At 60.1% G+C, this 23,892-nt stretch carries 22 protein-coding genes; 13 read left to right on the top strand and 9 right to left on the bottom strand.

All coding sequences use genetic code 11. From position 1 onward, the window contains the following. Positions 1 to 37: 37 nt before the first annotated feature. The gene (gene hslO / locus LVW35_RS01200; RefSeq protein ID WP_233893307.1) at positions 38 to 940 is read right to left on the bottom strand and encodes an Hsp33 family molecular chaperone HslO; all 903 of its coding nucleotides are present in this window, start codon (positions 938 to 940) and stop codon (positions 38 to 40) included. Positions 941 to 1,065: 125 nt separating this feature from the next. On the opposite strand from hslO, the gene LVW35_RS01195 reads away from it, so the two are divergent. Continuing rightward, positions 1,066 to 1,869, top strand: a complete 804-nt coding sequence (locus LVW35_RS01195; protein WP_233893306.1) for a phosphatase PAP2 family protein — start codon at positions 1,066 to 1,068, stop codon at positions 1,867 to 1,869. Between the two features lie 130 nt (positions 1,870 to 1,999). Here LVW35_RS01195 and LVW35_RS01190 read toward each other — a convergent pair whose 3' ends face one another. Further along, on the bottom strand, positions 2,000 to 2,407 hold the full coding sequence (locus tag LVW35_RS01190; RefSeq protein WP_233893305.1) for an RNA-binding S4 domain-containing protein: 408 nt from the start codon (positions 2,405 to 2,407) through the stop codon (positions 2,000 to 2,002). A gap of 116 nt (positions 2,408 to 2,523) precedes the next feature. On the opposite strand from LVW35_RS01190, the gene rimA reads away from it, so the two are divergent. From rimA to rimK, 3 genes are read left to right on the top strand one after another with little or no spacing between them, the layout of a single operon-like run. Then, positions 2,524 to 3,303 carry a S6 modification regulatory phosphodiesterase RimA gene (gene rimA, locus LVW35_RS01185; protein ID WP_233893304.1) on the top strand — a complete coding sequence of 260 codons (780 nt, stop codon included), beginning with the start codon at positions 2,524 to 2,526 and terminating at the stop codon, positions 3,301 to 3,303. 13 nt (positions 3,304 to 3,316) lie between these two features. Continuing rightward, a complete protein-coding gene (rimB, locus tag LVW35_RS01180) occupies positions 3,317 to 3,799 on the top strand; it encodes a retropepsin-like aspartic endopeptidase RimB (protein ID WP_078046383.1) in 483 nt (160 codons plus the stop codon). Continuing rightward, complete coding sequence (gene rimK / locus LVW35_RS01175; protein ID WP_003187674.1) at positions 3,796 to 4,701, top strand: 30S ribosomal protein S6--L-glutamate ligase; 906 nt, start codon at positions 3,796 to 3,798, stop codon at positions 4,699 to 4,701. The genes rimB and rimK overlap by 4 nt, the downstream gene beginning before the upstream one ends. Before the next feature lie 97 nt (positions 4,702 to 4,798). Here rimK and LVW35_RS01170 read toward each other — a convergent pair whose 3' ends face one another. Both LVW35_RS01170 and ompR read right to left on the bottom strand, forming a co-directional pair. Continuing rightward, entirely contained in the window at positions 4,799 to 6,112 is a 1,314-nt protein-coding gene (locus LVW35_RS01170; protein ID WP_177111729.1) for an ATP-binding protein, read from the bottom strand. 117 nt (positions 6,113 to 6,229) lie between these two features. After that, complete coding sequence (gene ompR, locus LVW35_RS01165; RefSeq protein ID WP_016979041.1) at positions 6,230 to 6,970, bottom strand: osmolarity response regulator transcription factor OmpR; 741 nt, start codon at positions 6,968 to 6,970, stop codon at positions 6,230 to 6,232. A 356-nt stretch (positions 6,971 to 7,326) separates the two neighbouring features. On the opposite strand from ompR, the gene LVW35_RS01160 reads away from it, so the two are divergent. The 7 genes from LVW35_RS01160 to tauD all read left to right on the top strand — a co-directional run bounded on the left by LVW35_RS01160 (position 7,327) and on the right by tauD (position 15,535). After that, positions 7,327 to 9,651: a Tex family protein gene (locus LVW35_RS01160; protein WP_233893303.1), complete on the top strand. Its 2,325-nt coding sequence runs from the start codon at positions 7,327 to 7,329 to the stop codon at positions 9,649 to 9,651. Further along, positions 9,651 to 10,034, top strand: coding sequence for a PaaI family thioesterase (locus tag LVW35_RS01155; protein ID WP_233893302.1), 384 nt, complete (start codon positions 9,651 to 9,653; stop codon positions 10,032 to 10,034). The genes LVW35_RS01160 and LVW35_RS01155 overlap by 1 nt, the downstream gene beginning before the upstream one ends. 214 nt (positions 10,035 to 10,248) lie before the next feature. Then, the gene (gshA, locus tag LVW35_RS01150; RefSeq protein WP_233893300.1) at positions 10,249 to 11,832 is read left to right on the top strand and encodes a glutamate--cysteine ligase; all 1,584 of its coding nucleotides are present in this window, start codon (positions 10,249 to 10,251) and stop codon (positions 11,830 to 11,832) included. 245 nt (positions 11,833 to 12,077) lie between these two features. After that, the gene (gene tauA, locus LVW35_RS01145) at positions 12,078 to 13,055 is read left to right on the top strand and encodes a taurine ABC transporter substrate-binding protein (RefSeq protein WP_233893299.1); all 978 of its coding nucleotides are present in this window, start codon (positions 12,078 to 12,080) and stop codon (positions 13,053 to 13,055) included. Positions 13,056 to 13,071: 16 nt separating this feature from the next. After that, positions 13,072 to 13,851: a taurine ABC transporter ATP-binding subunit gene (tauB, locus tag LVW35_RS01140; RefSeq protein WP_233893298.1), complete on the top strand. Its 780-nt coding sequence runs from the start codon at positions 13,072 to 13,074 to the stop codon at positions 13,849 to 13,851. Then, on the top strand, positions 13,848 to 14,684 hold the full coding sequence (gene tauC, locus LVW35_RS01135) for a taurine ABC transporter permease TauC (protein ID WP_233893296.1): 837 nt from the start codon (positions 13,848 to 13,850) through the stop codon (positions 14,682 to 14,684). Before tauB ends, tauC begins: the two co-directional genes overlap by 4 nt. Positions 14,685 to 14,698: 14 nt before the next feature. Next, positions 14,699 to 15,535, top strand: a complete 837-nt coding sequence (gene tauD, locus LVW35_RS01130; RefSeq protein WP_233893294.1) for a taurine dioxygenase — start codon at positions 14,699 to 14,701, stop codon at positions 15,533 to 15,535. Positions 15,536 to 15,662: 127 nt separating this feature from the next. On the opposite strand, the gene mgrA is transcribed toward tauD, so the two are convergent. The 3 genes from mgrA to LVW35_RS01115 form a co-directional block, all read right to left on the bottom strand. Further along, positions 15,663 to 16,700 (bottom strand): L-glyceraldehyde 3-phosphate reductase, encoded by a 1,038-nt coding sequence (mgrA, locus tag LVW35_RS01125; RefSeq protein WP_010214105.1) that lies wholly within the window; start codon positions 16,698 to 16,700, stop codon positions 15,663 to 15,665. Between the two features lie 107 nt (positions 16,701 to 16,807). Continuing rightward, positions 16,808 to 18,136 (bottom strand): OprD family outer membrane porin, encoded by a 1,329-nt coding sequence (locus LVW35_RS01120; RefSeq protein ID WP_233896366.1) that lies wholly within the window; start codon positions 18,134 to 18,136, stop codon positions 16,808 to 16,810. Positions 18,137 to 18,297: 161 nt separating this feature from the next. Then, positions 18,298 to 19,188: a LysR family transcriptional regulator gene (locus tag LVW35_RS01115; RefSeq protein WP_233893293.1), complete on the bottom strand. Its 891-nt coding sequence runs from the start codon at positions 19,186 to 19,188 to the stop codon at positions 18,298 to 18,300. Positions 19,189 to 19,302: 114 nt separating this feature from the next. On the opposite strand from LVW35_RS01115, the gene LVW35_RS01110 reads away from it, so the two are divergent. Further along, a complete protein-coding gene (locus tag LVW35_RS01110; RefSeq protein WP_233893292.1) occupies positions 19,303 to 20,034 on the top strand; it encodes an SDR family oxidoreductase in 732 nt (243 codons plus the stop codon). 36 nt (positions 20,035 to 20,070) lie between these two features. Next, positions 20,071 to 20,529 (top strand): DoxX family protein, encoded by a 459-nt coding sequence (locus LVW35_RS01105; RefSeq protein ID WP_233893291.1) that lies wholly within the window; start codon positions 20,071 to 20,073, stop codon positions 20,527 to 20,529. A gap of 119 nt (positions 20,530 to 20,648) precedes the next feature. On the opposite strand, the gene betT is transcribed toward LVW35_RS01105, so the two are convergent. Continuing rightward, positions 20,649 to 22,610, bottom strand: a complete 1,962-nt coding sequence (gene betT / locus LVW35_RS01100; protein ID WP_233896364.1) for a choline transporter BetT — start codon at positions 22,608 to 22,610, stop codon at positions 20,649 to 20,651. 348 nt (positions 22,611 to 22,958) lie between these two features. Further along, positions 22,959 to 23,885: a serine O-acetyltransferase EpsC gene (gene epsC, locus LVW35_RS01095; protein WP_233893290.1), complete on the bottom strand. Its 927-nt coding sequence runs from the start codon at positions 23,883 to 23,885 to the stop codon at positions 22,959 to 22,961. Between the last annotated feature and the right edge of the window lie 7 nt (positions 23,886 to 23,892).

The raw sequence follows: 23,892 nt of genomic DNA, 5'->3' as shown, positions 1-23,892 counted from the left end.
CGGCGTTTGTCAGGTGATTTACCTGTGCTTAAACGTTTTAGTGGCGGGTGTCGGAAGGGGTGTCGATGCCTGCGCCGGCGAACAATTGGGCGACATCGGCTGCATCGAACAGATAACGCTCATTGCAGAACTGGCAGTCGATCTCGATATGGCCGCCGTGCTCTACCACCAGGTTTTGCGCATCTTCCAGGCCGAGGCTGACCAAGGCATTGGCCGAACGCTCGCGCGAGCAGCTGCAGTTGAAGTGCAGGCCCTGTGCGTCAAACAGTCGCACGGCTTCTTCGTGGTACAGGCGATGCAGAATGGTTTCGTTGTCCAGGCCCAACAGCTCTTCGGCCTTCAAGGTGTCGGCCAAGGCGATAATGTGCCGCCAGCTTTCAGCGCGATCATCTTCATCCTTGATGCGATCGGCCGGCAGTTGTTGCACCAGCAGGCCACGGGCCCGCTTGCCGTCTGCGTTAAGCCAGAACCTGGTGCCCACTTGCTGGGACATCACGAAGTAATTGGTGAAGCATTCAGACAGAGTTTTGCCATCGAGATCGACAATGCCCTGGTAGCGCTGGCCTTCGGTCGGGTCGATGGTAAGTGCCAGCACGCCGTTGGGCATCAGGTCGGCGAGGGTGGCGTCAGCAGCGATCTGGTCGGCTTCGTAACGGGCCAGGCCACGGATTTCGCGCTCGCTGGAGCACTCGATCATCAGCATGGGAATCGGTCCTTCAGAGCGCGCCTGCAAGATCAGCAAACCGTCGAACTTCAGGGTGCCAACCAGCAGCGCGGCGGCTGCCATCAGTTCGCCGAGCAATTGCGCGACTGGCTCCGGATAGGAGTGCTTGGCAAGGACTTCGGCATAGCTGCGCTCCAACGAAACCATCTCGCCGCGTGCGTCGCTCTCATCGAAGATAAAGCGTTGGGTGAAGTCGGTATCCGGTAGATCAGTCATAGGTCTGGGTATCTGAAGTGATGACAAAATGATTACAAGGTTTATAAAATTAAACGCTTTAGCACCATCTTGGTGCGGTTTTCTCCTGGAAACAGAGAGCTTAATAGAGCGAAGAGGGACAGTTTATGAACAATCCGGGTTTGTTCCAAGCCAAGTGGGACCTCCGGCGATGGGCTCTTTGCAATCTACTCGCGATCGGACTGCTGTGTTTTTGGCTGTGGCCCACGGGCCAGATGCTCTGTGTGATTTTCGACGAGTGGCTGTTTCATCTGCTCAATGACCCGCTGGCGAGCAACTCAACGTGGCTGCATGTATGGGCCGTGGCCAGTTTGCGGCCGTTTGATGCGGTAGTCGGGGTGATTCTGCTGGCGCTGCTGATTCGTGGCGACTGGGTCTTCAAGGCAGTGCAGGTCCGCCAGGCGACGTTAGGTTTTGTCGGAATATTGCTGCTGTTGCTGTTTATCCGCATGTTGTTTTCAAAACTCGCAGCGCAAATGGGCTGGCAACACAGTAGCCCGTCGATGACGATCAGCGGAGCGGTCCAGATGAGTGACTATTTCCCGGGGCTGGAGAAAACCTGGGAGCTGAAGGACCGTTCGAGCCAGAGCTTCCCGGGGGATCACGCATCGGTGTTGCTGATCTGGGGCATGTTCATGACGGTGTTTGCCAGGCGTATCGGCCAGGTAGTGGTGATCTGGGGCCTGGCGCTGTTGTTCATGATGCCGCGACTGGTGGCGGGCGCGCATTGGGGACAGGACGATTACATCGGCGGCGTGCTGCTGGCCCTGTTGGCGTTGGGCTGGGGGTATTACACGCCGTTTGCGGCGAAGGTGTCGCATGGGTTGCTGCGACTGACGACGCCGGTGTTCGGGTTGCTGGGTAAGCTGCCGGTTATCGGACGATTGAGCGTCATACGCACTGCGGCGTAACGCCACAGGCTAACTGTGGGAGCGGGCTTGCTCGCGAATGCAGAGTGTCAGGTTAAGTGTTTTTCACTGACCCACCGCTTTCGCGAGCAAGCCCCACATTTGAACGCCGATAGCCTGGAGATTTACGCGATCACTCGTCATTGCCACTGCCGCGAAACTTGAACAAGTCGCGGCGTTGCTTCTTGCTCGGTTTGCCATCGGTGGTCATGCCCGTAGCGCCCGCCTTGCGCATGGCCGCCGCGTTTTCGCGCTTGGCAACACTGGCTTCTGTCTCGGCGTACAACGCCTGCGCTTCGGGAGCGCCACGTCGTACAACGGAAAGCGCCTGTACCACGACCGTCTTTTCGTCAAAACCTGTACGAATCTGCAACTCATCACCGACACGCGGCTCTTTGCCCGGCTTGCAGCGCTCGCCGCGATGATGCACCTTGCCGCTCTCGATAGCAGCCTTGGCCAGGGCACGGGTTTTATAGAAACGCGCCGCCCACAACCACTTATCCAGACGGACCTTTTCTTCCTCTTCCTGCTTTTGAGCCACTTGAATTCCTCGCTCTGAAAAATGTCGCAACTTTACCGTTGAACCCCTTCAACGCATAAACCCCCAGGCTCACCTAAGATACGCCAGGTAGCACCCTGTTTTCGCGAGGATTTGCTGTGACCGAATTCCCCCTTTCACTCACCTCGCCCAACCAGCGCTGTGTGGGATGCCAGCAAAGCGAGCCTCTCGGGTTCGATTTTGCATTTGCCTACCAACCTATCGTAGACCTTCGGGACCACTCAATCTTTGCCCACGAAGCCCTGGTGCGGGGCACCCACGGCGAAGGTGCGTCATCGGTGCTGGAGCAGGTCAACGAAAGCAACCGTTACCGCTTCGATCAACGTTGTCGAACCCAGGCGATTGCCGGGGCGGCGGCCTTGGGAATGCAAACCCATCTGTCGATCAACTTCATGCCCAATGCCGTGTACCGTCCTGAGCTGTGCATTCGCAGCACCCTGGAGGCGGCGCGCGCGCATAATTTCCCGTTGAACCAGCTGATTTTCGAAACACTGGAAAGCGAGCACGTAGATAACAATCGCCATTTGACGAATATTCTGCGTGAATACCGCGAATTCGGCTTCAAGACCGCCATCGACGATTTCGGTGCGGGCTATTCGGGGCTGAACCTGCTGGCCGATTTCCAACCTGACTTGATCAAACTCGACATGGCGCTGATTCGCGATGTCGACCAGGATCGCGTCCGTCAGGTCATCGTCCAGGGGATTGTCACAATCTGTGAGCAGTTGAGGGTTACTGTCATCGCCGAAGGCATTGAAAGTGCCGGCGAGCGCGACTTCCTGTCCGACTGCGGAATATTTCTGATGCAGGGTTACTGGTTCGCCAAGCCTGCATTCAACGCCCTGGCCGAGGTATCCCCTCAGACCTGGACGAATTGATCGGTTATCCATCTTGAAGACATTTGACCATTTGACCGTTGTGGGTCTGCGTGAGTGGGTGGCACTTCCAGACTTGGGAGTGGCGGGCCTGCGCGCGAAGATCGACACCGGGGCCAGCACCTCAAGCCTGCACGCTACCGATATCGAGCCGTTTGAGCGCGACGGTGAGCAGTGGGTGCGCTTTACCGCGCACCTGGGCAGCGTTGTGCAGCTGCGTCACCGCCGCTGCGAGGCGCCTCTGGTGACCATGAAAACCATCAAGAGCTCCAACGGCCACGCACAGGTGCGCTATGTCATCAGCACCACACTGGCGCTGGGTGATCGGGTATGGCGGGTGGAGTTCACCCTGGCCTGCCGCAAAGCCATGCGTTACCGGCTGTTGCTAGGTTCCAAGGCTTTGATTGACGGCCAGTTGGTGGTCAATCCCGGCATCAAGTACGTTCAAGACAAGCCGGTGTTCCCGGTCTCTACTATTTCTGCCCCAGGTGCTGCATGAAGATTGCCGTGCTGTCGCGAAACCCGCGTCTGTATTCCACCCGCCGCCTGGTTGAGGCTGGCACCGAACGTGGCCACGAAATGGTGGTGATCGACACGTTGCGTGCCTATATGAACATTGCCAGCCACAAACCGCAGATTCACTACCGGGGCAAACCGCTGGAGGGGTTTGATGCAGTGATCCCACGCATCGGTGCTTCAGTGACATTTTATGGCTGCGCGGTGTTGCGTCAGTTTGAAATGATGGGAGTGTTTCCCCTCAATGAATCGGTCGCCATTGCGCGATCACGAGACAAACTGCGCTCGCTGCAGTTGCTGTCGCGTCGAGGCATTGGCCTACCGGTGACTGGCTTCGCCCACTCCCCCGACGACATCCCGGACCTGATCGAGATGGTCAACGGCGCACCGCTGGTCATCAAGGTACTGGAAGGCACCCAGGGTATCGGTGTGGTGCTGTGTGAAACCGCGACGGCGGCAGAGTCGGTGATTGAGGCATTCATGGGCCTCAAGCAAAACATTATGGTGCAGGAATACATCAAGGAAGCCGGTGGTGCGGATATCCGATGCTTTGTGGTAGGCGACAAAGTGATCGCGGCAATGAAGCGTCAGGCAAAGCCCGGTGAGTTTCGCTCCAACCTGCACCGTGGTGGCAGCGCCAGCCTGATCAAGATCACCCCGGAAGAGCGCATGACGGCGCTACGAGCAGCCAAGGTGATGGGGTTGAGTGTGGCAGGTGTGGATATCCTGCGCTCCAATCACGGACCGCTGGTGATGGAGGTGAACTCATCGCCGGGCTTGGAAGGGATTGAAACCACCACCGGCAAGGACGTGGCGGGGATCATCATTCAGCATCTGGAGAAAAATGGTGGGCCGAATATGACCAGGACCAAGGGCAAGGGTTAGAGAAGCAGCTTGTAGCCTCAAGCTATAAGCTGCAAGAGAGGCAAAAAAGCGATCCGCTTTTCTCTTGCAGCTTTAAGCTTGGAGCTTGCAGCTGTGTCTATACCGCGTCGCGGGGCAACATCAGGCCGAGCGGCAAGCGTACCCGCGCTTCCAGGCCACCTTCTTCGCGGTTGCGCAGTTCAACATTGCCGCCATGCATCGAGGCAATCCGTCGCACAATCGCTAGTCCCAAGCCAGTCCCCTTACCACCTCGGGCACGATCGCCACGGGTGAACGGGTTGAAGATACCTTCCAGCTCATCCGGGTCGATGCCGGCCCCCCGGTCCAAAACGCTCAGCACCACATAAGGCGCAGCGCTGTCACCGGACACGTAGGCCGCCACTTCCACATCGGAACCGGCGTGATGCAAAGCGTTACCGATCAGGTTATTCAAAAGGCGCTTCATCGACACCCGACGCAACGCAAACGGCTGGATAGGTTCCAGGCGCATGCGCACCTGCTCACCATTCTGGTTATAGGGGGCGACCACCTCACGCACCAAGTCCGTCAGGTCGACCTCTTCAACCACTTCATCACGGCCATCGCGGATAAATGCCAGGAACTGATCGAGAATCGCGTCCATGTCCTCAATGTCACGGACCATGTCATCGGTGAGGTCGCTATGGTTACCCATCAACTCCAGAGACAAGCGCAGTCGCGTCAACGGGGTACGCAAGTCGTGGGATACCCCCGCCAGCATCAGCTCGCGCTCGCGCCCGGCCTGTTCGACGTCTTCCGCCATCTGGTTGAACGCACCGTACACTTCGGTCATCTCGCTGGGCGTATCGCTGACCGGCAGACGCACACTGCGGCCCTGACCCAATTGACGGGCGGCAAACACAAGACGCTTGAGCGGCTGGTTGAGCTGGCGCACGAAAATCCACGCCGAGGCCGTTGAAAGCAAGCCGATCGCCAGGAACCACCCCAACACGTTCCAGATTTTCTGCCCCCGCAGTGGGTGCGGGTACAAAGGCACTTTCAACCAGTCCTCGCCCAGGCTTGGTGCACGTACCCACAGTGCCGGCGACACATGCATGCGCAGCCGCACCTCGGTGTCTTCACCCAGTTCAGCCTGCATCTGGCGTTGGTAGATTTCACTGTAGGGCCAATGCTGCTCGCCCTCCGGCACACCTGCACCGGCGACACGTACCAGGGTCGCGGCCTTGGCGATCTTCTCGCGGTTCTCAGGGTCCGCCGCCCAATAGGCGCGCAGCGTCAGGGCGACACCGTGGCTGTATTGTCGGTCTACCAGCACGTCCTCGTTCATCAACAGATAAACCAGCGTGAGTGCCTTGGAAAACAGAACGACGATCAGCACCAGCCAAAGGGTGCGGGAAAAGAAACTTTGGGGGAACCACAGCGGGGTTTTCATAGAAGACAGCTAGATACCTTGCAGGAACGAACGGCGCTCGCAGAATTGCAGACGCCGGGCATCCCGTCGACCCTCATGGAGTCAATCACCAGGATACCCGCCCCTGCAAATCAGCGATCAACTGGTTTTATTGCCGTCCGGCACAAACACATAACCCACGCCCCACACCGTCTGGATATACCGAGGCTTGGACGGGTCCGGCTCGATCATCCGACGTAGACGGGAGATCTGCACGTCGATGGACCGCTCTAACGCATCCCATTCCCGGCCACGGGCCAGGTTCATCAGCTTGTCGCGGGTCAACGGCTGGCGAGCATTCATCACCAGGGCCTTGAGCACGGCGAATTCGCCGGTAGTGAGCATATGCACTTCATCGCCACGCTTGAGCTCACGGGTGGCCAGCGACAGTTCGTAGTCGCCAAAGGTGACGCTTTCGTCTTCGCTGCCCGGCGCGCCCGGTACCGGCGGCGCCTGGCGACGCAGTACGGCTTTGACCCGCGCCATCAACTCGTCAGGGTTGAACGGCTTGGCCAGATAGTCGTCAGCGCCCAGCTCGAGGCCTTTGATGCGGCTCAGCTCATCGCCCTTGGCGGTGAGCATGATGATTGGAATCTGGTTGTTTGCGCCGCGCAGGCGTTTGCAGGCAGTCAGGCCGTCTTCGCCGGGCAGCATCAGGTCGAGTACGACCAGGTTGAAGACTTCACGCCCCAACAGGCGGTCCATCTGCTCGGTGTTCGGCACCGCGCGGGCACGGTAGCCCTTGGAGTTGAAAAAACGCTCCAGCAAGCTGCTCAGCCCCGGATCGTCGTCAACGATGAGAATTTTTTCGCCTTCAGCAGTTTGTGCAGTGCTGCTCATTAGATGCTCCTCTTATCTCGGCGCGCATTATGGCGTAGCTGCCGTTATACGCACCGTGTGCATTGTTAGCAGATTTTTCCTCTACTGCCAGCGAACCCGCGCCCTACAACCGTTGGCGCAGTACCCCCCAGGTGCAGAACGTTGGTTATAATGCGGCGCCTTCGCGCAGGGCAACGTCAGATCGTTACCGTTTACTGCCGGAGTTTTTTCACCCGCTTGTCGTGATTTTTTCGATTTCGAGGGTCAATAGGCTGCCTCTCGACCCAGGCAGCGGCGCCAGTCGGGCCGCTCAACCAGCCTCCCAAGGCCTTGTTTTCCGGGCCTGTGAGCTGCTTTTAAGAATTTCAGGTGGTTTTATGGACAGCATCAACAGCCGCATCGCCGAAGAACTCGGTGTACGCCCACAACAGGTCGAAGCGGCCGTCGCTCTACTGGATGAAGGTTCCACGGTGCCCTTCATCGCCCGTTACCGTAAAGAAGTGACCGGCAGCCTCGACGACATTCAATTGCGTCACCTGGAAGAGCGCCTACGCTACCTGCGAGAACTCGACGAACGGCGCATCAGCATCCTCGCCAGCATCGAGGAACAAGGCAAGTTGACGCCTCAACTCGAGCGCGACATCAAGCTCGCCGACACCAAGACCCGCCTCGAAGATCTTTACCTGCCGTACAAACAGAAACGTCGCACCAAAGGCCAGATTGCCCTGGAGGCTGGTCTGGGCGAACTCGCTGACGGTCTGTTCAATGATCCTTCGTTGACCCCGGACACCGAAGCTGCCCGGTTCATCGACGCCGAAAAAGGCATCGCCGACGTCAAGGCCGCCCTCGAGGGTGCCAAGTACATTCTCATGGAGCGCTTCGCCGAAGACGCCAGTCTGCTGGAAAAACTGCGCACTTACCTGAAGCAGGAAGCCATCCTCAGCGCCCGCGTTATCGCCGGTAAAGAGGAAGAGGGCGCCAAGTTCCGCGATTACTTCGAACACGACGAACCGCTCAAAAGCATGCCGTCCCACCGTGCACTGGCGATTTTCCGCGGTCGTAACGAAGGCATTCTCAGTTCCGCGCTGAAAGTCGGCGACGAGCTGCCGGGCACCATGCACCCGTGCGAAGGCATGATCGGCCAACAATTCGGCATCCAGAATCAGAACCGTCCTGCAGACAAGTGGCTTGGTGAAGTCGTGCGCTGGACCTGGAAGGTCAAGCTCTACACCCACCTGGAAACCGACTTGCTGGGCGAGTTGCGCGACGCCGCCGAAACCGAGGCGATCAACGTCTTCGCCCACAACCTGCACGACCTGTTGCTGTCGGCCCCGGCCGGCCCACGCGCCACCCTGGGCCTCGACCCGGGCCTGCGTACCGGCTGCAAGGTCGCCGTGGTCGACGCCACCGGCAAGCTGCTGGACCACGCCACTGTGTATCCGCATGTGCCGCATAACAAATGGGACCAGACCCTGGCGATCCTGGCCGCCCTGTGCGCCAAGCACGGCGTGGACCTGATCGCCATCGGCAACGGCACCGCCAGCCGTGAAACCGATAAGCTGGCCGCCGAGCTGATCAAAAAATATCCAGCCATGAAGATGACCAAAGTCATGGTCTCCGAGGCCGGCGCTTCGGTGTACTCGGCGTCGGAACTGGCCTCCAAGGAATTCCCGGACCTCGACGTGTCGATCCGTGGTGCGGTGTCCATCGCCCGTCGCCTACAGGACCCACTGGCCGAATTGGTCAAGATCGACCCTAAATCCATCGGCGTCGGCCAGTACCAGCACGACGTGTCTCAGCTGAAACTCGCGCGCGGCCTGGATGCGGTGGTGGAAGACTGCGTAAACGCCGTCGGCGTGGATGTGAACACCGCCTCCGTCGCCTTGCTGGCGCGTATTTCCGGCCTCAACGCCACCCTGGCGCAAAACATCGTGACCCATCGCGACGAAAACGGGGCGTTCAAAACCCGTGCAGCGCTGAAAAAAGTCGCACGCCTGGGTGAAAAAACCTTCGAACAAGCCGCTGGTTTCCTACGCGTGATGAACGGCGACAACCCGTTGGATGCCTCCGCAGTCCACCCGGAAGCCTACCCGCTGGTGCAACGCATCGCCGCCGAGACCAACCGCGACATCCGCTCGCTGATCGGCGACGCCGCGTTCCTCAAGCGCCTGGATCCCAAGCAGTACACCGATGAAACCTTCGGTGTGCCGACCATCACAGACATCCTGCAAGAGCTGGAAAAACCCGGCCGCGACCCACGTCCCGAGTTCAAGACCGCCGAGTTCCAAGACGGCGTCGAAGACCTCAAGGACCTGCAGTTGGGCATGATCCTCGAAGGCGTGGTTACCAACGTGACCAACTTCGGCGCCTTTGTGGACATCGGCGTGCATCAGGACGGTTTGGTGCATATTTCCGCGCTTTCGGAGAAGTTCATCAAGGACCCGCGTGAAGCGGTGAAAGCCGGTGACGTGGTCAAGGTAAAGGTCATGGAAGTCGACATCCCACGCAAACGCGTCGGCCTGTCGATGCGCATGAGCGACACCCCCGGCGAGAAAATCGACGGTGCCCGTGGCGCACGTCCTGGTTCTACGCCGCGCCAGTCGCAAAACAATGCACCGCGCAAGGAAACCGTCACCACCGCACCAACCAACAACGCCATGGCCTCGCTGTTCGCCAACGCCAAACAGTTGAAGAAACGATAATGGAGATCCCGGCCGGTTTGACCCAGAGCGCGTTCAGCGAACTGATCGGCTGCCGCCTGCAACGCCTTGAAGAGGGCGTTGCCGAGGTGTCCCTGACTCTGGAGCCGAAGCTGCGCAATCGCGCGGGCAAGCTCCATGGCGGGGCGATTTTCAGCCTGGTGGACATTACGATGGGGCTAGCCTGCTCCAGCTCACATGGTTTCGACCAACAGAGCGCGACCATCGAGTGCAAGATCAACTACATTCGTGCCGTAGAAGATGGTGACGTGCTGTGCACCAGCCGGGTGATTCATGCCGGTCGCCGCACGTTGGTGGTCGAAGCTGACGTGTATCAAGACGAAAGACTTGTCGCAAAAGCACAGGGCACCTTCGCTGTCCTATAGCTCCCCACCCCCGATTTGAGTTAATTTCGGCGCTGCAATCACAGCGTCGGAATTTTCTCGCTGCGCTGTAGCCAAATTCATGGAGTGAAGTCGGCATTTTCAGAGCGGGTTAAATCGACTCTAAACCAGGCGATCACGCCAGTTTTAACTTCACCCTTGTAGACCGTCCTGCCCACCCCCATATTGGGGCGACTGACGCGTGAAGGAATCCAACTTGAGCGAACTTCTCAACCGCCGCCTGGCCCTGCTCGGCAAGCGCGAACACCTCTCCCTGCTAGAGCAGTGCCTGCACGGCATCGAGCGCGAATGCCTGCGTGTCACCGGTGAGGGTCGACTGGCGCAAACGCCGCACCCTGAAGCCCTGGGCGCCGCGTTGACCCACGAACAGATCACCACCGACTACTCGGAATCGCTGCTGGAGTTCATCACACCCGCCCTGCCCAACCCGGCCGATACCCTGAGCAGCCTGGACAAGATCCATCGCTTTGCCTACACCAAGCTCGGCAGCGAATACCTGTGGAGCCCGTCGATGCCGTGCCCGCTGCCGGCCGAGGAAGACATCCCGATTGCCTACTACGGCACGTCCAATATTGGACAGCTCAAGTACGTGTATCGCAAGGGGCTGGCGCTGCGTTACGGCAAGACCATGCAGTGCATCGCCGGCATCCACTACAACTTCTCGCTGCCGGAAGAGCTGTGGCCGCTGCTTAAAGAGACTGAAGGATTTGTCGGCACTGACCGCGACTACCAATCCACTGCCTATATCGCGCTGATCCGTAATTTCCGCCGCTACAGCTGGCTGCTGATGTACCTGTTCGGTGCCTCGCCTGCATTGGACGCCGGTTTCCTGCGCGGTCGTTCGCACCAGCTGGAAGTGCTCGACGCCGACACGCTTTACCTGCCCTACGCCACCAGCCTGCGCATGAGCGACCTGGGTTACCAGAGCAACGCCCAGGCCGGCCTTACGCCGTGCTACAACGACCTGGCCAGCTACACCGATAGCCTACGCGAAGCGGTGGCAACCCCCTACGCACCGTACGTCGAAATCGGCACGCACAAGGATGGTGAATGGGTACAGCTCAACACCAACATCCTGCAGATCGAAAACGAGTACTACTCCAACATCCGTCCCAAGCGTGTGACTTACACCGGCGAGCGGCCGATCCAGGCGCTGATGGTCCGTGGCATCCAGTACATCGAAGTGCGCTGCCTGGACATCAACCCGTTCCTGCCGATGGGCATCGACCTGCCGGAGTCGCGTTTTCTCGACGCCTTCCTGCTGTATTGCGCGCTCAACGACAGCCCGCTGTTCGCCGACAACGAGTGCGGCAACGCCACCTCCAACTTCCTCAGCGTGGTCAAGGAAGGCCGTCGTCCCGGCCTGCAATTGCAGCGTCAGGGCCAGCCTGTGGACATGAAGGAATGGGCTGCCGAACTGCTGGAGCAGATTGCCCCGTTGGCTGCGCTGCTCGATGAAAGCCACGGCATCACCGAGCACAGCCAGGCACTGGATGCCCAGTTGGCTAAGGTCAAGGACTCGTCCCTGACCCCGTCGGCCCAGGTATTGGCAGCGATGGCCGAGCGTAAGGAGAGTTTTGCGCAGTTCTCCCTGCACCAGAGTCAGCTGCACGCCGAGCATTTTCGCAAAGAGCCGTTGCCAGCTGAAGAGCAGGCACGCTTTGAAGAGCTGGCGCGGAACTCACTGGCGCAACAGGCAGAGCTGGAGCAGAACGAAGTGGGCGACTTTGATGTGTTTGTCGGGTCCTACCAGGCGAGCATTCTGGCCATCAGCAACTAAAGCCTTACGCAAAACCCCTGTGGGAGCGGGCTTGCTCGCGAATGCGGTGGATCAGTCGAGACATCTGGTGACTGACACTCAGCATTCGCGAGCAAGCCCGCTCTCACATCTGGCCTATGCGCCTTGAAGACTCACGTACTTTTCTTCTCATAAGCTAATTCGAAAATGTTATTTATTTTCGGATTCTTAGATCATTTAGTCTCCTCACACGCCGACCCTCGGCCGCCTGATTGAGGAGCTTCCCCTTGAAACTGCTTACCCCTCTGCGCTTCCTGGCCGCATTGTCACTGGCCGGTGCCAGCCTGTTTGCCCAGGCGGCAGATGTGACCATCGCTTACCAGACCACCGTGGACCCGGCCAAAGTTGCCCAGGCCGACGGCGCCTATGAAAAAGCCACCAACGCCAAGATCAACTGGCGCAAATTCGACAATGGCGCCGACATCATCGCCGCCATCGCGTCCGGCGACGTGCAGATCGGCTACCTCGGTTCCAGCCCGCTGACTGCCGCGATCACCCGCAAGGTACCGGTTGAAACCTTCCTCGTCGCCACCCAGATCGGCGGCGCTGAAGCCCTGGTGGCGCGCAACGGTTCGGGGATCAACAGCCCGCAGGACCTGATCGGCAAGAAAGTCGCCGTGCCGTTTGTGTCCACCGGACACTACAGCCTGCTGGCTGCGTTGAAGCACTGGAACATCGACCCGTCAAAAGTGACCATCCTCAACCTCGCCCCACCGGCGATCATCGCCGCCTGGAAGCGTGGCGATATCGACGCGACTTACGTGTGGGATCCCGCCCTCGGCGTGGCCAAGGAAAACGGCAAGGTGCTGATCACCTCCGGCGAACTGGCAAAGTTCGGCGCGCCGACCTTCGATGCCTGGATCGTGCGTAAGGATTTTGCAGAGAAGCACCCGGCAATCGTCACGGCGTTTGCCAAAGTCACCCTGGACGCCTACGCCGCCTACCGCAAAGACCCACAAGCCTGGCTCGCCGACAAAGGCAACGTCGACAAACTGGTGAAACTCTCCGGCGCCAAGGCCAGCGACATTCCACTGCTGCTGCAAGGCAACGTCTACCCGTTGGCCGCCGACCAGGTGACCCTGCTAGGCGCACCGACCACCAAGGCCGTGAATGACACCGCCGCGTTCCTCAAGGAGCAAGGCAAGGTCGACGTCGTGCTGCCGGACTACGCGCCTTACGTCAGCGCTAAGTTCATTACCAACTGATCAGGAGTTCATTGCGATGGCCTTGCTACAACTGGAGCGCATCAGCGCACAGTACCCAGGCGCCACAGAACCGGTACTGTCAGACATTTCAATCGACCTGGGGTCCCAGCAATTGCTGGTGGCCCTCGGCCCGTCCGGCAGTGGCAAGACTTCGCTGTTGAACCTGATTGCCGGCTTTGTCGAACCGTCCGCCGGGCGCATCACCCTCGATGGCGTGCCGGTCAAAGGCCCGAGCGCCGAGCGTGGCGTGGTGTTTCAGGACGACGCTCTGCTGCCCTGGCAGGACGTGCTGGCCAACGTAGGTTTCGGCCTGGAACTGGCTGGTGTATCCAAGGCGCAACGCGACGTGCGTGCTCGGGAAATGCTGGCCCTGGTGGACCTGGCCGGTTTCGACAATCGCCGTATCTGGCAGCTCTCCGGTGGGCAGAAGCAACGCGTCGGCCTGGCTCGTGCGCTAGCTGCCGACCCTCGCGTGTTGCTGATGGACGAACCCTTCGGCGCCCTCGACGCCTTCACCCGCGAACAGATGCAGGAGCTGCTGCTGCAAGTCTGGCGGCGCACGGCCAAGCCGGTGTTCCTGATTACCCACGACATCGAAGAGGCGGTATTCCTCGCCACTGAGCTGATCCTGCTGGCGCCCAAGCCCGGCCAGATCGTCGAGCGCCTGAGCCTGGACTTCGGCCAACGCTACGCCGCCGGTGAGTCGGCGCGAGCGATCAAGTCCGATCCGCGCTTTATCGAAACCCGCGAACACGTGCTGGCCAAAGTGTTCTCCCAACGGCAGGTGTCCGCATGAGCAGCTACGAACTGCCCGCCTCAGCCGCCAAGCCGGCGGTGCACGCGGTTATCCCGATGCGCCGCAGCTTGAGCACCCGTTGGATCAGCCTGCTGACCCTGGTCGCCTTGCTGGTGATCTGGTGGGCCGTGACCGCCACCGGTTTGATCGAACCGCTGTTCCTGCCACCGCCGTCCGCGGTACTGCAAAAAGCCTGGCTGCTGGCGACCACGGGCTACATGGACTCCACCTTGTGGCAACACTTGGGCGCGAGCTTAAGCCGTATCGGCCTGGGCCTGGGCTTTGCGGTGCTGACCGCCGTGCCGGTGGGGATCGCCATCGGTTCCAATCGTATTGCCCGGGGTGTACTCGACCCGCTGATCGAGTTCTACCGGCCGATCCCGCCGCTGGCCTACTTGCCGCTGATCGTGATCTGGTGCGGCATTGGCGAGCTGTCCAAGGTGCTGCTGATTTACCTGGCGATCTTCGCGCCGATTGCCATCGCCACCGCGACCGGTGTGCGCACGGTCGACCCGGCCAAGCTGCGCGCGGCGCAGTCGTTGGGCGCCACCCGCGCGCAGTTGATTCGCCATGTGATCCTGCCGAGCGCCCTGCCCGACATCCTCACTGGCGTGCGCATCGGCTTGGGCGTGGGCTGGTCGACATTGGTCGCCGCCGAGCTGATCGCCGCCACTAGCGGCCTCGGCTTCATGGTGCAGTCGGCGGCGCAGTTTCTGGTCACCGATGTGGTGGTGCTGGGCATCCTGGTCATCGCCCTGATCGCCTTCGCCATGGAAATGGGCCTGCGTGCCCTGCAGCGTAAATGGGTGCCGTGGCATGGCCAGGCACATTGATTGATGAGAACCGCATGAGCAGCCTGACCGTTACCCCCTTGAGCACCGCCCTCGGCGCCCAGATCAGTGGCGTCGATATCACCCAGCCGCTGAACCTCGAACAGCGCGACGCCATTGAACAGGCGTTGCTCACCCACTCGGTGCTGTTCTTTCGCGGCCAAGCAATCACCCCGCAGCAGCAGGCGCGGTTCGCGGCGAATTTCGGCGACCTGCATATCCATCCGATTTACCCCAACGTGCCGGAACAGCCCGAAGTGCTGATCCTCGACACCGCCGTCACCGACGTGCGCGACAACGCCGTATGGCACACCGACGTGACCTTCCTGCCCACCCCCGCGCTGGGTGCGGTACTCAGCGCCAAGCTGCTGCCGGCTTTTGGCGGCGATACGCTGTGGGCCAGTGGCATTGCCGCGTATGAGGCACTGTCCGAGCCTTTGAAGCGCTTGCTCGATGGGCTGACGGCGACCCACGACTTTACCAAGTCCTTCCCGCTGGAGCGCTTTGGCAACACCGCCGAGGACCTGGCGCGCTGGGAAGAAACCCGCAAGAAGAACCCGCCGCTGTCGCATCCAGTGGTGCGCACGCACCCGGTGAGTGGACGCAAGTCGCTGTTTGTCAGCGATGGGTTCACCACCAAGATCAATGAGCTGGAACCGGCGGAAAGCGAGGCGATTCTGAAGCTGCTGTTCGCCCACGCGACACGCCCGGAGTTCACCATCCGCTGGCGCTGGCAGGAAAATGACGTGGCGTTCTGGGACAACCGCGTGACTCAACATTACGCGGTGGATGATTACCGACCGCAGCGGCGGGTGATGCACCGGGCGACGATTCTTGGGGATGTACCGTTCTAGAGACAACCAGAGATCAACATGTGGGAGCGGGCTTGCTCGCGAAGGCGGAGTGTCAGTCAACAGATTCAGCGACTGATCCACCGCATTCGCGAGCAAGCCCGCTCCCACACTGAGCGCGTACTCCTTTTTACTCAGCCGTGGATGGCTTTTCCCACAAATTAATCCCACCTTCCTGCGCAAACCGATCAATCTCCGCCAGTTCCTCGGCGCTGAAGCTCAAGTTCTTCAACGCACCAACGTTCTCGATAATCTGCTCCGGCCGGCTCGCACCGATCAGCGCGCTCGTCACCCGTGGGTCACGCAGGGTCCAGGCCAATGCCAGTTGGGCCAGGCTCTGACCACGGCGCTGGGCGATTTCATTCAGTGCACGTACATGGGCGATGTTGGCTTCGGAAAGGTGCTTGGCCTGCAACGAACCACCGCCTGGACGATTCACCCGCGCATCCGCCGGTACGCCATTGAGGTACTTGTCGGTCAGCAGACCCTGGGCCAACGGCGTGAACGCGATCACGCCGGCGCCGAGTTCTTCGGTGGTGTCCAGCAGGTCTTTTTCCACCCAACGGTTGAGCAGATTGTAGGCCGGCTGATGGATCAACAGTGGCACTTTCCACTCTTTTAGCAGCGCAGCAATTTCGCGGGTTTTCACGCCTGAATAGGATGAAATGCCGATGTACAACGCCTTGCCTTGTTGAACGGCGGTGGCGAGGGCACTGGCGGTTTCTTCCAGCGGGGTGTCGGCGTCAAAACGGTGGGAGTAGAAGATGTCCACGTAGTCGACGCCCAGGCGTTGCAGGCTCTGGTCGAGGCTGGCCAGCACGTACTTGCGCGAGCCACCGCCCTGACCATAAGGACCGGGCCACATGTCCCAACCCGCTTTGCTGGAGATGATCAGTTCGTCGCGGTAGTGCTTGAAGTCTTCGCGCAGCAAACGGCCGAAGTTGATCTCGGCGCTGCCGTAGGGCGGCCCGTAGTTGTTGGCCAGGTCGAAGTGGTTGATGCCCAGGTCGAACGCGGTGCGCAGCAGGGCGCGCTGGGTGTCGATCGGGGTGCTGTCGCCAAAGTTGTGCCACAGGCCCAGGGACAGTGCGGGAAGCACCAACCCACTGCGGCCTACACGGCGGTACGGGATAGATTCATAGCGGTTCTCGGCAGCAATGTAAGTCATCGAATCCTCTCTTGGACGTCGGCAAAGAAGGCCTGGGAATAAGATTATTCCTAGGCCTTTTACCAGCTGAATCGCTTAAGTCTGCCGCTCCGTTCTACAGCAATTTCCTACCAGAGTGGAACGACATAACTCACATAGAAGCGGTTTTCATCTTGCACGGTGGCACCGCTGATGTCCGGGCTGGCGTGGGCGTTTTTCCAGGTCACACCCAGGCCTTTGAGGGTGCCGGTGGGCACTTGATACGCCACGGCGACGTTACGCTCCCATTCGCTGGTAGTGCCTTGCGCCGTGCGAATGTCATCGCCGTGGGCATAGGCGGCGGAGAACGTCAGGCCCGTGAGGCCAAGCTTACCGAAGTCATACTTGTACTGCGCAAGCCAAGTGCGCTCACCGGCGTGTTGAAATTTATTCAACTGCATGTTTGTCAGCGCTGGGGTGTCGGCGCCTGAGCCCGGACCCTGGCGGTTGTCGCCGCTGTTGAGGCCGGAATCCAGATACGGGAAGTCGCTGTCGCCGCTGTTCTTCTGGATACCCAGGCCGACGGTGTGGCCGTCCAGGCTGTAGCTTTCAAGCAAGCTGGCGGTGGTCTGGTTGATACGGCCCTTGTTTACACCATCGCCATACAAGCCACTCGCGGCGTAATCTTTTTCGCCATCGGCGTTGCCGCCCACACCCAGGCTGCGGAACACACGCACGTCGGTGTCGATAGCGCCTACGGACAACGCATCATGGCGCTTGGCGCCGAGGAAGAACTGCTGGTAGTAATCTTCAAGGTTGGAGTACCACAAGCTGACCGTGGTGTTCTGGATGCCGGTGTAGTCCGCACCGCCGAACAGGAAGCGATCACTCTCTTTGGTGCCGCCGGCGGTGATCATGCCCTGGTCGCCGGTTTCGTTGCGGATCTTGGTCTTGAAGATATCGCCGCCGGTGAAGGTGAAATCGCTCAGGTCCTTGGACACCAGTTGCACACCGGTGTTGGTCTGCTGGTACAGGCGCCCGTCCGTGTTGGCGAGGATTGGGTTGTTGCCGTAGAGCGTACCGACGCGCAGTTCATCCTTGGCAAAACGCATCTTGAATGTCGGGCTCAACACGCCGAACTGGTCGGCGGACTTGCCGTTGTCCAGTGGGAACATGCTGCCGGGGTAGCGGCCCTGGTGATCCTTGTCGTTGAGATCGCCGCCGGAGTCCAGTTTCAAACCGTAGAACGCCTGCAGATCCAGGCCAAAACCCACCGGGCCTTCGGTGTAGCCGGAATTGAAGTTGAACTCGAACCCCTGGCCCCAATCGCGAATGCTGTGGGCCTTGGCGTTGCTGTTCACCACATCACGCCCTTGCTGGTTGAGGTAGCGGTTGAGCAGGGTCACATCGGCGTGGCTGTCATCGATAAAATCGGCATGGGCGGACAGCATAAAGCTCGCCATGGCGGCACCCACCATAGGGCTTATCAACGTCTTCATTGTTACCGGTCTCCGCCACTGTTCTGAAATGAAAGCGTCAAACGCTTCACACAATTACGCAGTGGCCAGATGACAGTTGCGCGTCAAAGCACGCTGCAGACGGATGAAATTAAATTTATGAAACCCTTCTACTGCGCGGCTTAGCGGGCGTTTTCGAACACTTCGGCGAGCCAATCGACGAACACTCGCACCCTCGGCGACATATGTCGGTTCTGCGGATACAACACTGAAACCGGCATCAAGGGCGGCGGTGTTTCGCGCAGGATTTCACGCATCACACCCTGCTCGATCAGCTCCGCCATGCGGTAATGCGGGCACTGGATAATGCCCAGTCCGGCCACCGCGCTGGCGGAGTAAATCTCCGCGCCGAACACCGACAGCGCGCCCTCGATACTCACCTCCTGCAACTCGCCATTCACCATGAATTCGAACGGAAACAGCTTCGCGGTAGTGCGCGAAACGTAGTTCACCGCGCGATGCTGACTCAGCTCGGCGAGGCTCTTGGGTTCGCCATATTTACGCAGGTAGGCGGGGCTTGCGCAGGTCACCTGGCGCAGGTTTGCCACGCGCCGACCAATCAAAGCGGAATCCCCCAGATTGCCCGCGCGCAGCACGCAATCCACGCCCTCGGCAATCAGGTCGACAAAGCGATCCGCCTCGCTGATGGACAGTTCGATGTCCGGGTAACGCGCCATAAAATGCGGCAGCGCCGGCACCACAAAATACTTGGCCAATGTGCCGTGCAGATCCACGCGCAAGCGCCCCTTGGGCGCCACGCTTCGAAACGCCAGTTCGGCTTCTTCCAGCTCCGCCAGCAATTGCACACAGCGTTGGTAATAGGCCTCGCCATCCAGGGTCGGGCGCACGCGACGGGTGCTGCGTTCCAGCAGGCGCGTGCCGAGCCAAGCTTCGAATTGGTTGAGAGTGTGGGTCAGGGTGGCGCGGGGCAGGTTCAAGTCATCGGCCGCCAGAGTGAAGCTGGAACGTTCGTAAATCCGCACGAAGACCTTCATGGCTTTGACTTGATCCACGCTGTACTCCTTGATTGTTGGCGATTGTTGAACAGTCAAGGCAACTCTGGCGCATTTATCGGTCTGGGTAAACATGTGAACCTGCTTTCACACCCCGTTCAAGGACCCCAGATCATGACAACTCAAGTTGCAATCATCACCGGCGCTTCCCGTGGTATCGGCGCCGTTATCGCCCGGCAACTCGCCGCCGACGGTTACGCCGTGGCCATCAACTACGCCAGCAGCGCCACCGAGGCGTCAAGGCTGGTGGTGGAACTGCGTCAGGCTGGCCACCAAGCCATAGCGATCCAAGGCGACGTCGCCAAACCCGCCGACATCAAGCGCCTGTTCGACCAAACCGAAGCCCAACTGGGCAAAGTCGATGTATTGATCAACAACGCCGGCATCCTCAAGACGCTGCCCCTGGCCCAGCACAGCGATGAGCTCTACGACCAGAACTTCGATATCCACACCCGTGGCACGTTCAACGCCCTGCGTGAGGCCGCCACCCGCCTGAACGACGGCGGACGCATCGTCAACTTTTCCAGCAGCACCGTCGGTCTCAACTTCCCCGGCTACGCGGTATACATCGCCAGCAAGGCGGCGGTGGAATCCCTGACTCAGGTGTTCGCCAAAGAAATGCGCGGGCGCCGGATTACCGTCAACGCAGTAGCACCAGGCCCGGTCGCCACCGAGTTGTTCCTGCACGGCAAGGGCGAGGAGCAGATCCAAAGCATGGCCAAGATGCCGCCGCTGGAACGCCTTGGCCAACCGGAAGATATCGCCCGCGTGGTGGCGTTTCTGGTGAGTCCGGCCGGAGGCTGGATCAATGGGCAAATCCTGCGCGCCAATGGTGGGTTGGTCTGAATCACATCGCTGGTACCTGATCTGTGGAGCGCTATCATGCCGACCTTATTGATCCCCGCACTCGCCCCGCTTTACCGCTTCGCCGAACCCCTGGCCTACGCGCTGCTGCGCGCAGGCTTTGGGGTGATCATGGTCACCCACGGCTTGCCCAAGTTGCTGGGCAGTGCCCATGGGTCGATGGCCGACCCGATGGCGGCTTCCATCAACCTGATCCAGAACCGCCTGCACCTGCCACAGCCGGAGCTGATCGGCTTGCTGGTCGCCTTGCTGGAAACTGTCGGTGGATTGCTGTTGATCCTCGGCCTGGGCACACGGTTGGTCGCGGCCATGATGACCGTGCAGATGCTGACCATTGCTTACTTGCTGGGGCCGACGTGGCCGTGGATTGACCGAGGCATCGAGTACCCGGTGCTGATGGCGCTGCTATCGCTGTACCTGGTCTCTCACGGTGCTGGCCGCTATTCCCTGGATAACGTGCTGGGCAAGGAACTCTAAACGCGCACCCCACGCTGTTGAGCACTGCCGGCCAGCCCCAGGTGTCGGAGCTGGTGATCGGCAGTGGCGTGTTCGGCGCGCCGTTGGTGGCCCTGTCCCTGTATCTCAGGGCCTGGGCTTCAACGCACCAGGTGCAGGAACTGCAGGTGCCGTTCGTACTGGTCAAGGATGTCGTTGATGATCTGTTCTTTGGTGTAACCCACCAGGTCGTAGTCCTGGCTGCCCTCGGCCAGGTGCACTTCAGCCCGGTAGTAGCGGCGGTTGTTAAGCTCCTTGGAGCCCATTCCGCCACGGGCAAATGACGGCGTGAAGTAGCCGCGCATCTGCACCTGGTAGATGAATGGACGCTCCTCGCCATGGCCGATTTCCAGGCTGACGCTGTCGTTGGCGGGGTCAGGTTGCGTCACGACATTCAAACCCTTCTCGACAAACACCGCGGTCACCTCTTCGATCGCCGGGCGCACCGTCGAGTCAAGGAAACGGTACACCTCGTCTCGCGACGGGAAGTGTACAGCCTGGCTCAAACGCTGGCGCCAGCCGCCGCGTCCTTTACGGGCCGTCGAAATCGGTGCCAATGAATGCAGCTGGGCGATCTGCTTTTGCGACTCCAGGTAGAACGCCTTGTGCAGCCCCCACATCATCAGCAGCAAGATCATCGAGAATGGCAACGAGGTCAGCACTACCGCCGACTTGAGCGAATCGATACTGCCGGCAAACAGCAAGGCGCTGGTGACCAGCGCAGTCATCGCGCCCCAGAACACGCGCAGCCATTTCGGCCCGTCTTCATCGGCGTTACCGCCTTTGGACGACAGGGTGGACAGCACCACGGTGCCCGAGTCGGCGGAGGTTACGAAGAACACGAAGCTGATAAACACCGTGACCGCGATGACCGTCTTGCTCCACGGGTAGGTTTCCAGTAGCAGGTAGAGGCTCATCGACGGGTTATCGATGGCCGACTGACCGAGCGCGCCCATACCGTGATTGAGCACCTGGTCGATGGCGCTGTTGCCGAAGATCGACATCCACGCCAGGGTGAAACCCAGCGGGATCAGCAGCACGCCAAACACGAACTCACGGATGGTACGACCACGGGAGATACGTGCGATGAACAGGCCCACGAACGGCGACCATGCAATCCACCAGGCCCAGTAAAACACCGTCCAACCGCCCAGCCAGTCGCTGGGTTTATCGTAGGCGTAAACATCGAAACTTTTGGTCGGCAAGGCGCCCAAGTAATCACCGATGTTCTGGATCAAGGTGTTGAGCAAGTGCTGGGTGGGCCCGGCGAACAACACGAACAGCAGCAGCGCGCAGGCCAGCAGCATGTTGATGTCGGACATCACCCGCACGCCCTTGTCGACACCGGCCACGGCGACGATGATCGCGGCGCCCATCATCAGCGTGATCAAACCTACCTGAATCCACTGGGTATGGGCGATGCCGAACAGGTAGTCGAGGCCGGAGTTGAGGTGCAACACCCCAAAGCCCATATCGGCGCCGAGGCCGAACACCGTGGCAATGATGCCGAAACCATCCACCGCGTAGCCGATGGGGCCGTTGATGCGCTTGCCAATCAGCGGGTACAGCGCCGAACGCAGCGCCAACGGCAGGTTATGCCGGTACGCGAAGTACGCCAGGGCCATGCCGACAAACGCGAACACGCCCCATCCGTGCAAGCCCCAGTGCAGAAACAGGATCTGCATGGCCTGGCGCGCGGCGTCGGCGTTCATTGGCGCGCCTTGGGGCGGTTGCACCAGGTGCGTCAGCGGCTCGGACACGCAGAAGAAGAACAGCGTGATGCTGATCCCGGCGGCGAACAGCATGCCGGCCCAGGACAGGTAACTGAACTCGGGCTCGTCGTGGTCGGCACCGAGTTTTATCTTGCCGTAGCCCGATAGCGCGGTGACCACCACGAAGACCAGATACAGGGTCATCGCCAGCATGTAGTACCAGCCGACCGTATTGGCCGCCCAGTTTTGCGCGGCCAGCAGCCAGGCACCGGCCTGTTGCGGGATAGCTATGACGGTAATGCCGAACAGCAGGATAATCGTGGCGGCAAAGTAGAACACCGGCGCATTCATGCGCACCATGCCGCTGGGTGGGGTGGACGATGCACTCATGAGCGATGCACCCCAAGGGTGTGGAATGTGGCTGTAAATAACGGACTCAGCAAAGGTAAGCCTCCTGTTGTGAGCGGGCAGCGAACCACCGGATTTAACTTGAACGAGCATTCAAGTTAAACATGGATAGGTGGTTTGGGACTAATCGCAGGGCTGAGTGGTAGGTAATTCCTACACTAGCTCAAGGATTGGTATGACGGGCGCGAGAGGCAAATCGTTCAGCGATTACTGGCGCAAATACGCTTGGAATTTGGAGCGCATTCAAAATGTGGGAGCAAGCCCGCTCCCACAGGGAATTGTTCGGGTTCGTTACTTTTGCGTGCCATCGTCATGCTGCAGATTGGCCTGCGTGATATTCGCCCCCGCCGGCACGCTTCGGGTCAGCCACACGTTGCCGCCGATGGTCGAACCCTGGCCGATGGTGATGCGCCCCAGGATCGTCGCCCCGGCATAGATCACCACATCGTCCTCGACAATCGGGTGGCGCGGGTGGCCTTTCTGCAATTGCCCATCCTCGTCCGCCGGAAAGCGTTTGGCGCCCAGTGTCACGGCCTGGTAGATGCGCACACGCTCGCCGATGATTGCGGTCTCGCCGATCACCACGCCGGTACCGTGGTCGATAAAGAAGCTTGGACCGATCTGCGCGCCGGGATGGATATCGATGCCAGTGGCGGAGTGGGCAATTTCCGCGCTGATCCGCGCCAACAGCGGCAAGCCAGCGCGGTACAAGTGGTGGGCCAGGCGATGGTGAATCACCGCGAGGATGCCGGGGTAGCACAACAGCACTTCATCCACGCTGCGTGCCGCTGGGTCGCCGTGATAGGCGGCGAGCACGTCGGTGTCCAACAAACTGCGCAGGGACGGTAAGGCCAAGGCGAAATCCTGGATCAGGCGGATGGCGAGCGCGTCGACTTCGCTGTCATCTTTAGCACCTTGGCGTGCGGCGTAGCGCAGCTCCAGACGGGCCTGAACGAGCAAAGCATTCAAGGCGACGTCGAGGGTGTGGCCGACGTAGAAATCTTCACTCTCTTCACGCAGGTCCACCGGCCCCAGACGCATGGGGAACAGTGCACCGCACAACGACTCGAGAATCTGTGCCATCGCCTCGCGGGACGGCAGCTCACGCCCGCCATGCTCGCCGCTCAAGCGGCCATTGCGCGTTCGCCACTGGTCCCGGGCACTGCGCAGTTGGCCGACGATGGTCTGTAATTGCCAATGACTGGTGCGCTCGCTCAACGTCGTC

This window comes from Pseudomonas sp. HN11, from assembly GCF_021390155.1.
In the GTDB taxonomy this organism is placed as follows: domain Bacteria; phylum Pseudomonadota; class Gammaproteobacteria; order Pseudomonadales; family Pseudomonadaceae; genus Aquipseudomonas.
Note: the sequence above shows the minus strand (reverse complement) of the source record. Positions and strands in the feature narration are given on the sequence as shown.

Coding starts and splice junctions, on each gene's coding strand:
- hslO (WP_233893307.1), bottom strand. CDS start 940: ATGACTGATCTACCGGATACCGACTTCACCCAACGCTTTATCTTCGAT.
- LVW35_RS01195 (WP_233893306.1), top strand. CDS start 1,066: ATGAACAATCCGGGTTTGTTCCAAGCCAAGTGGGACCTCCGGCGATGG.
- rimK (WP_003187674.1), top strand. CDS start 3,796: ATGAAGATTGCCGTGCTGTCGCGAAACCCGCGTCTGTATTCCACCCGC.
- LVW35_RS01170 (WP_177111729.1), bottom strand. CDS start 6,112: ATGAAAACCCCGCTGTGGTTCCCCCAAAGTTTCTTTTCCCGCACCCTT.
- ompR (WP_016979041.1), bottom strand. CDS start 6,970: ATGAGCAGCACTGCACAAACTGCTGAAGGCGAAAAAATTCTCATCGTT.
- LVW35_RS01160 (WP_233893303.1), top strand. CDS start 7,327: ATGGACAGCATCAACAGCCGCATCGCCGAAGAACTCGGTGTACGCCCA.
- LVW35_RS01155 (WP_233893302.1), top strand. CDS start 9,651: ATGGAGATCCCGGCCGGTTTGACCCAGAGCGCGTTCAGCGAACTGATC.
- tauB (WP_233893298.1), top strand. CDS start 13,072: ATGGCCTTGCTACAACTGGAGCGCATCAGCGCACAGTACCCAGGCGCC.
- tauC (WP_233893296.1), top strand. CDS start 13,848: ATGAGCAGCTACGAACTGCCCGCCTCAGCCGCCAAGCCGGCGGTGCAC.
- tauD (WP_233893294.1), top strand. CDS start 14,699: ATGAGCAGCCTGACCGTTACCCCCTTGAGCACCGCCCTCGGCGCCCAG.
- mgrA (WP_010214105.1), bottom strand. CDS start 16,700: ATGACTTACATTGCTGCCGAGAACCGCTATGAATCTATCCCGTACCGC.
- LVW35_RS01120 (WP_233896366.1), bottom strand. CDS start 18,136: ATGGTGGGTGCCGCCATGGCGAGCTTTATGCTGTCCGCCCATGCCGAT.
- LVW35_RS01110 (WP_233893292.1), top strand. CDS start 19,303: ATGACAACTCAAGTTGCAATCATCACCGGCGCTTCCCGTGGTATCGGC.
- LVW35_RS01105 (WP_233893291.1), top strand. CDS start 20,071: ATGCCGACCTTATTGATCCCCGCACTCGCCCCGCTTTACCGCTTCGCC.
- betT (WP_233896364.1), bottom strand. CDS start 22,610: ATGAATGCGCCGGTGTTCTACTTTGCCGCCACGATTATCCTGCTGTTC.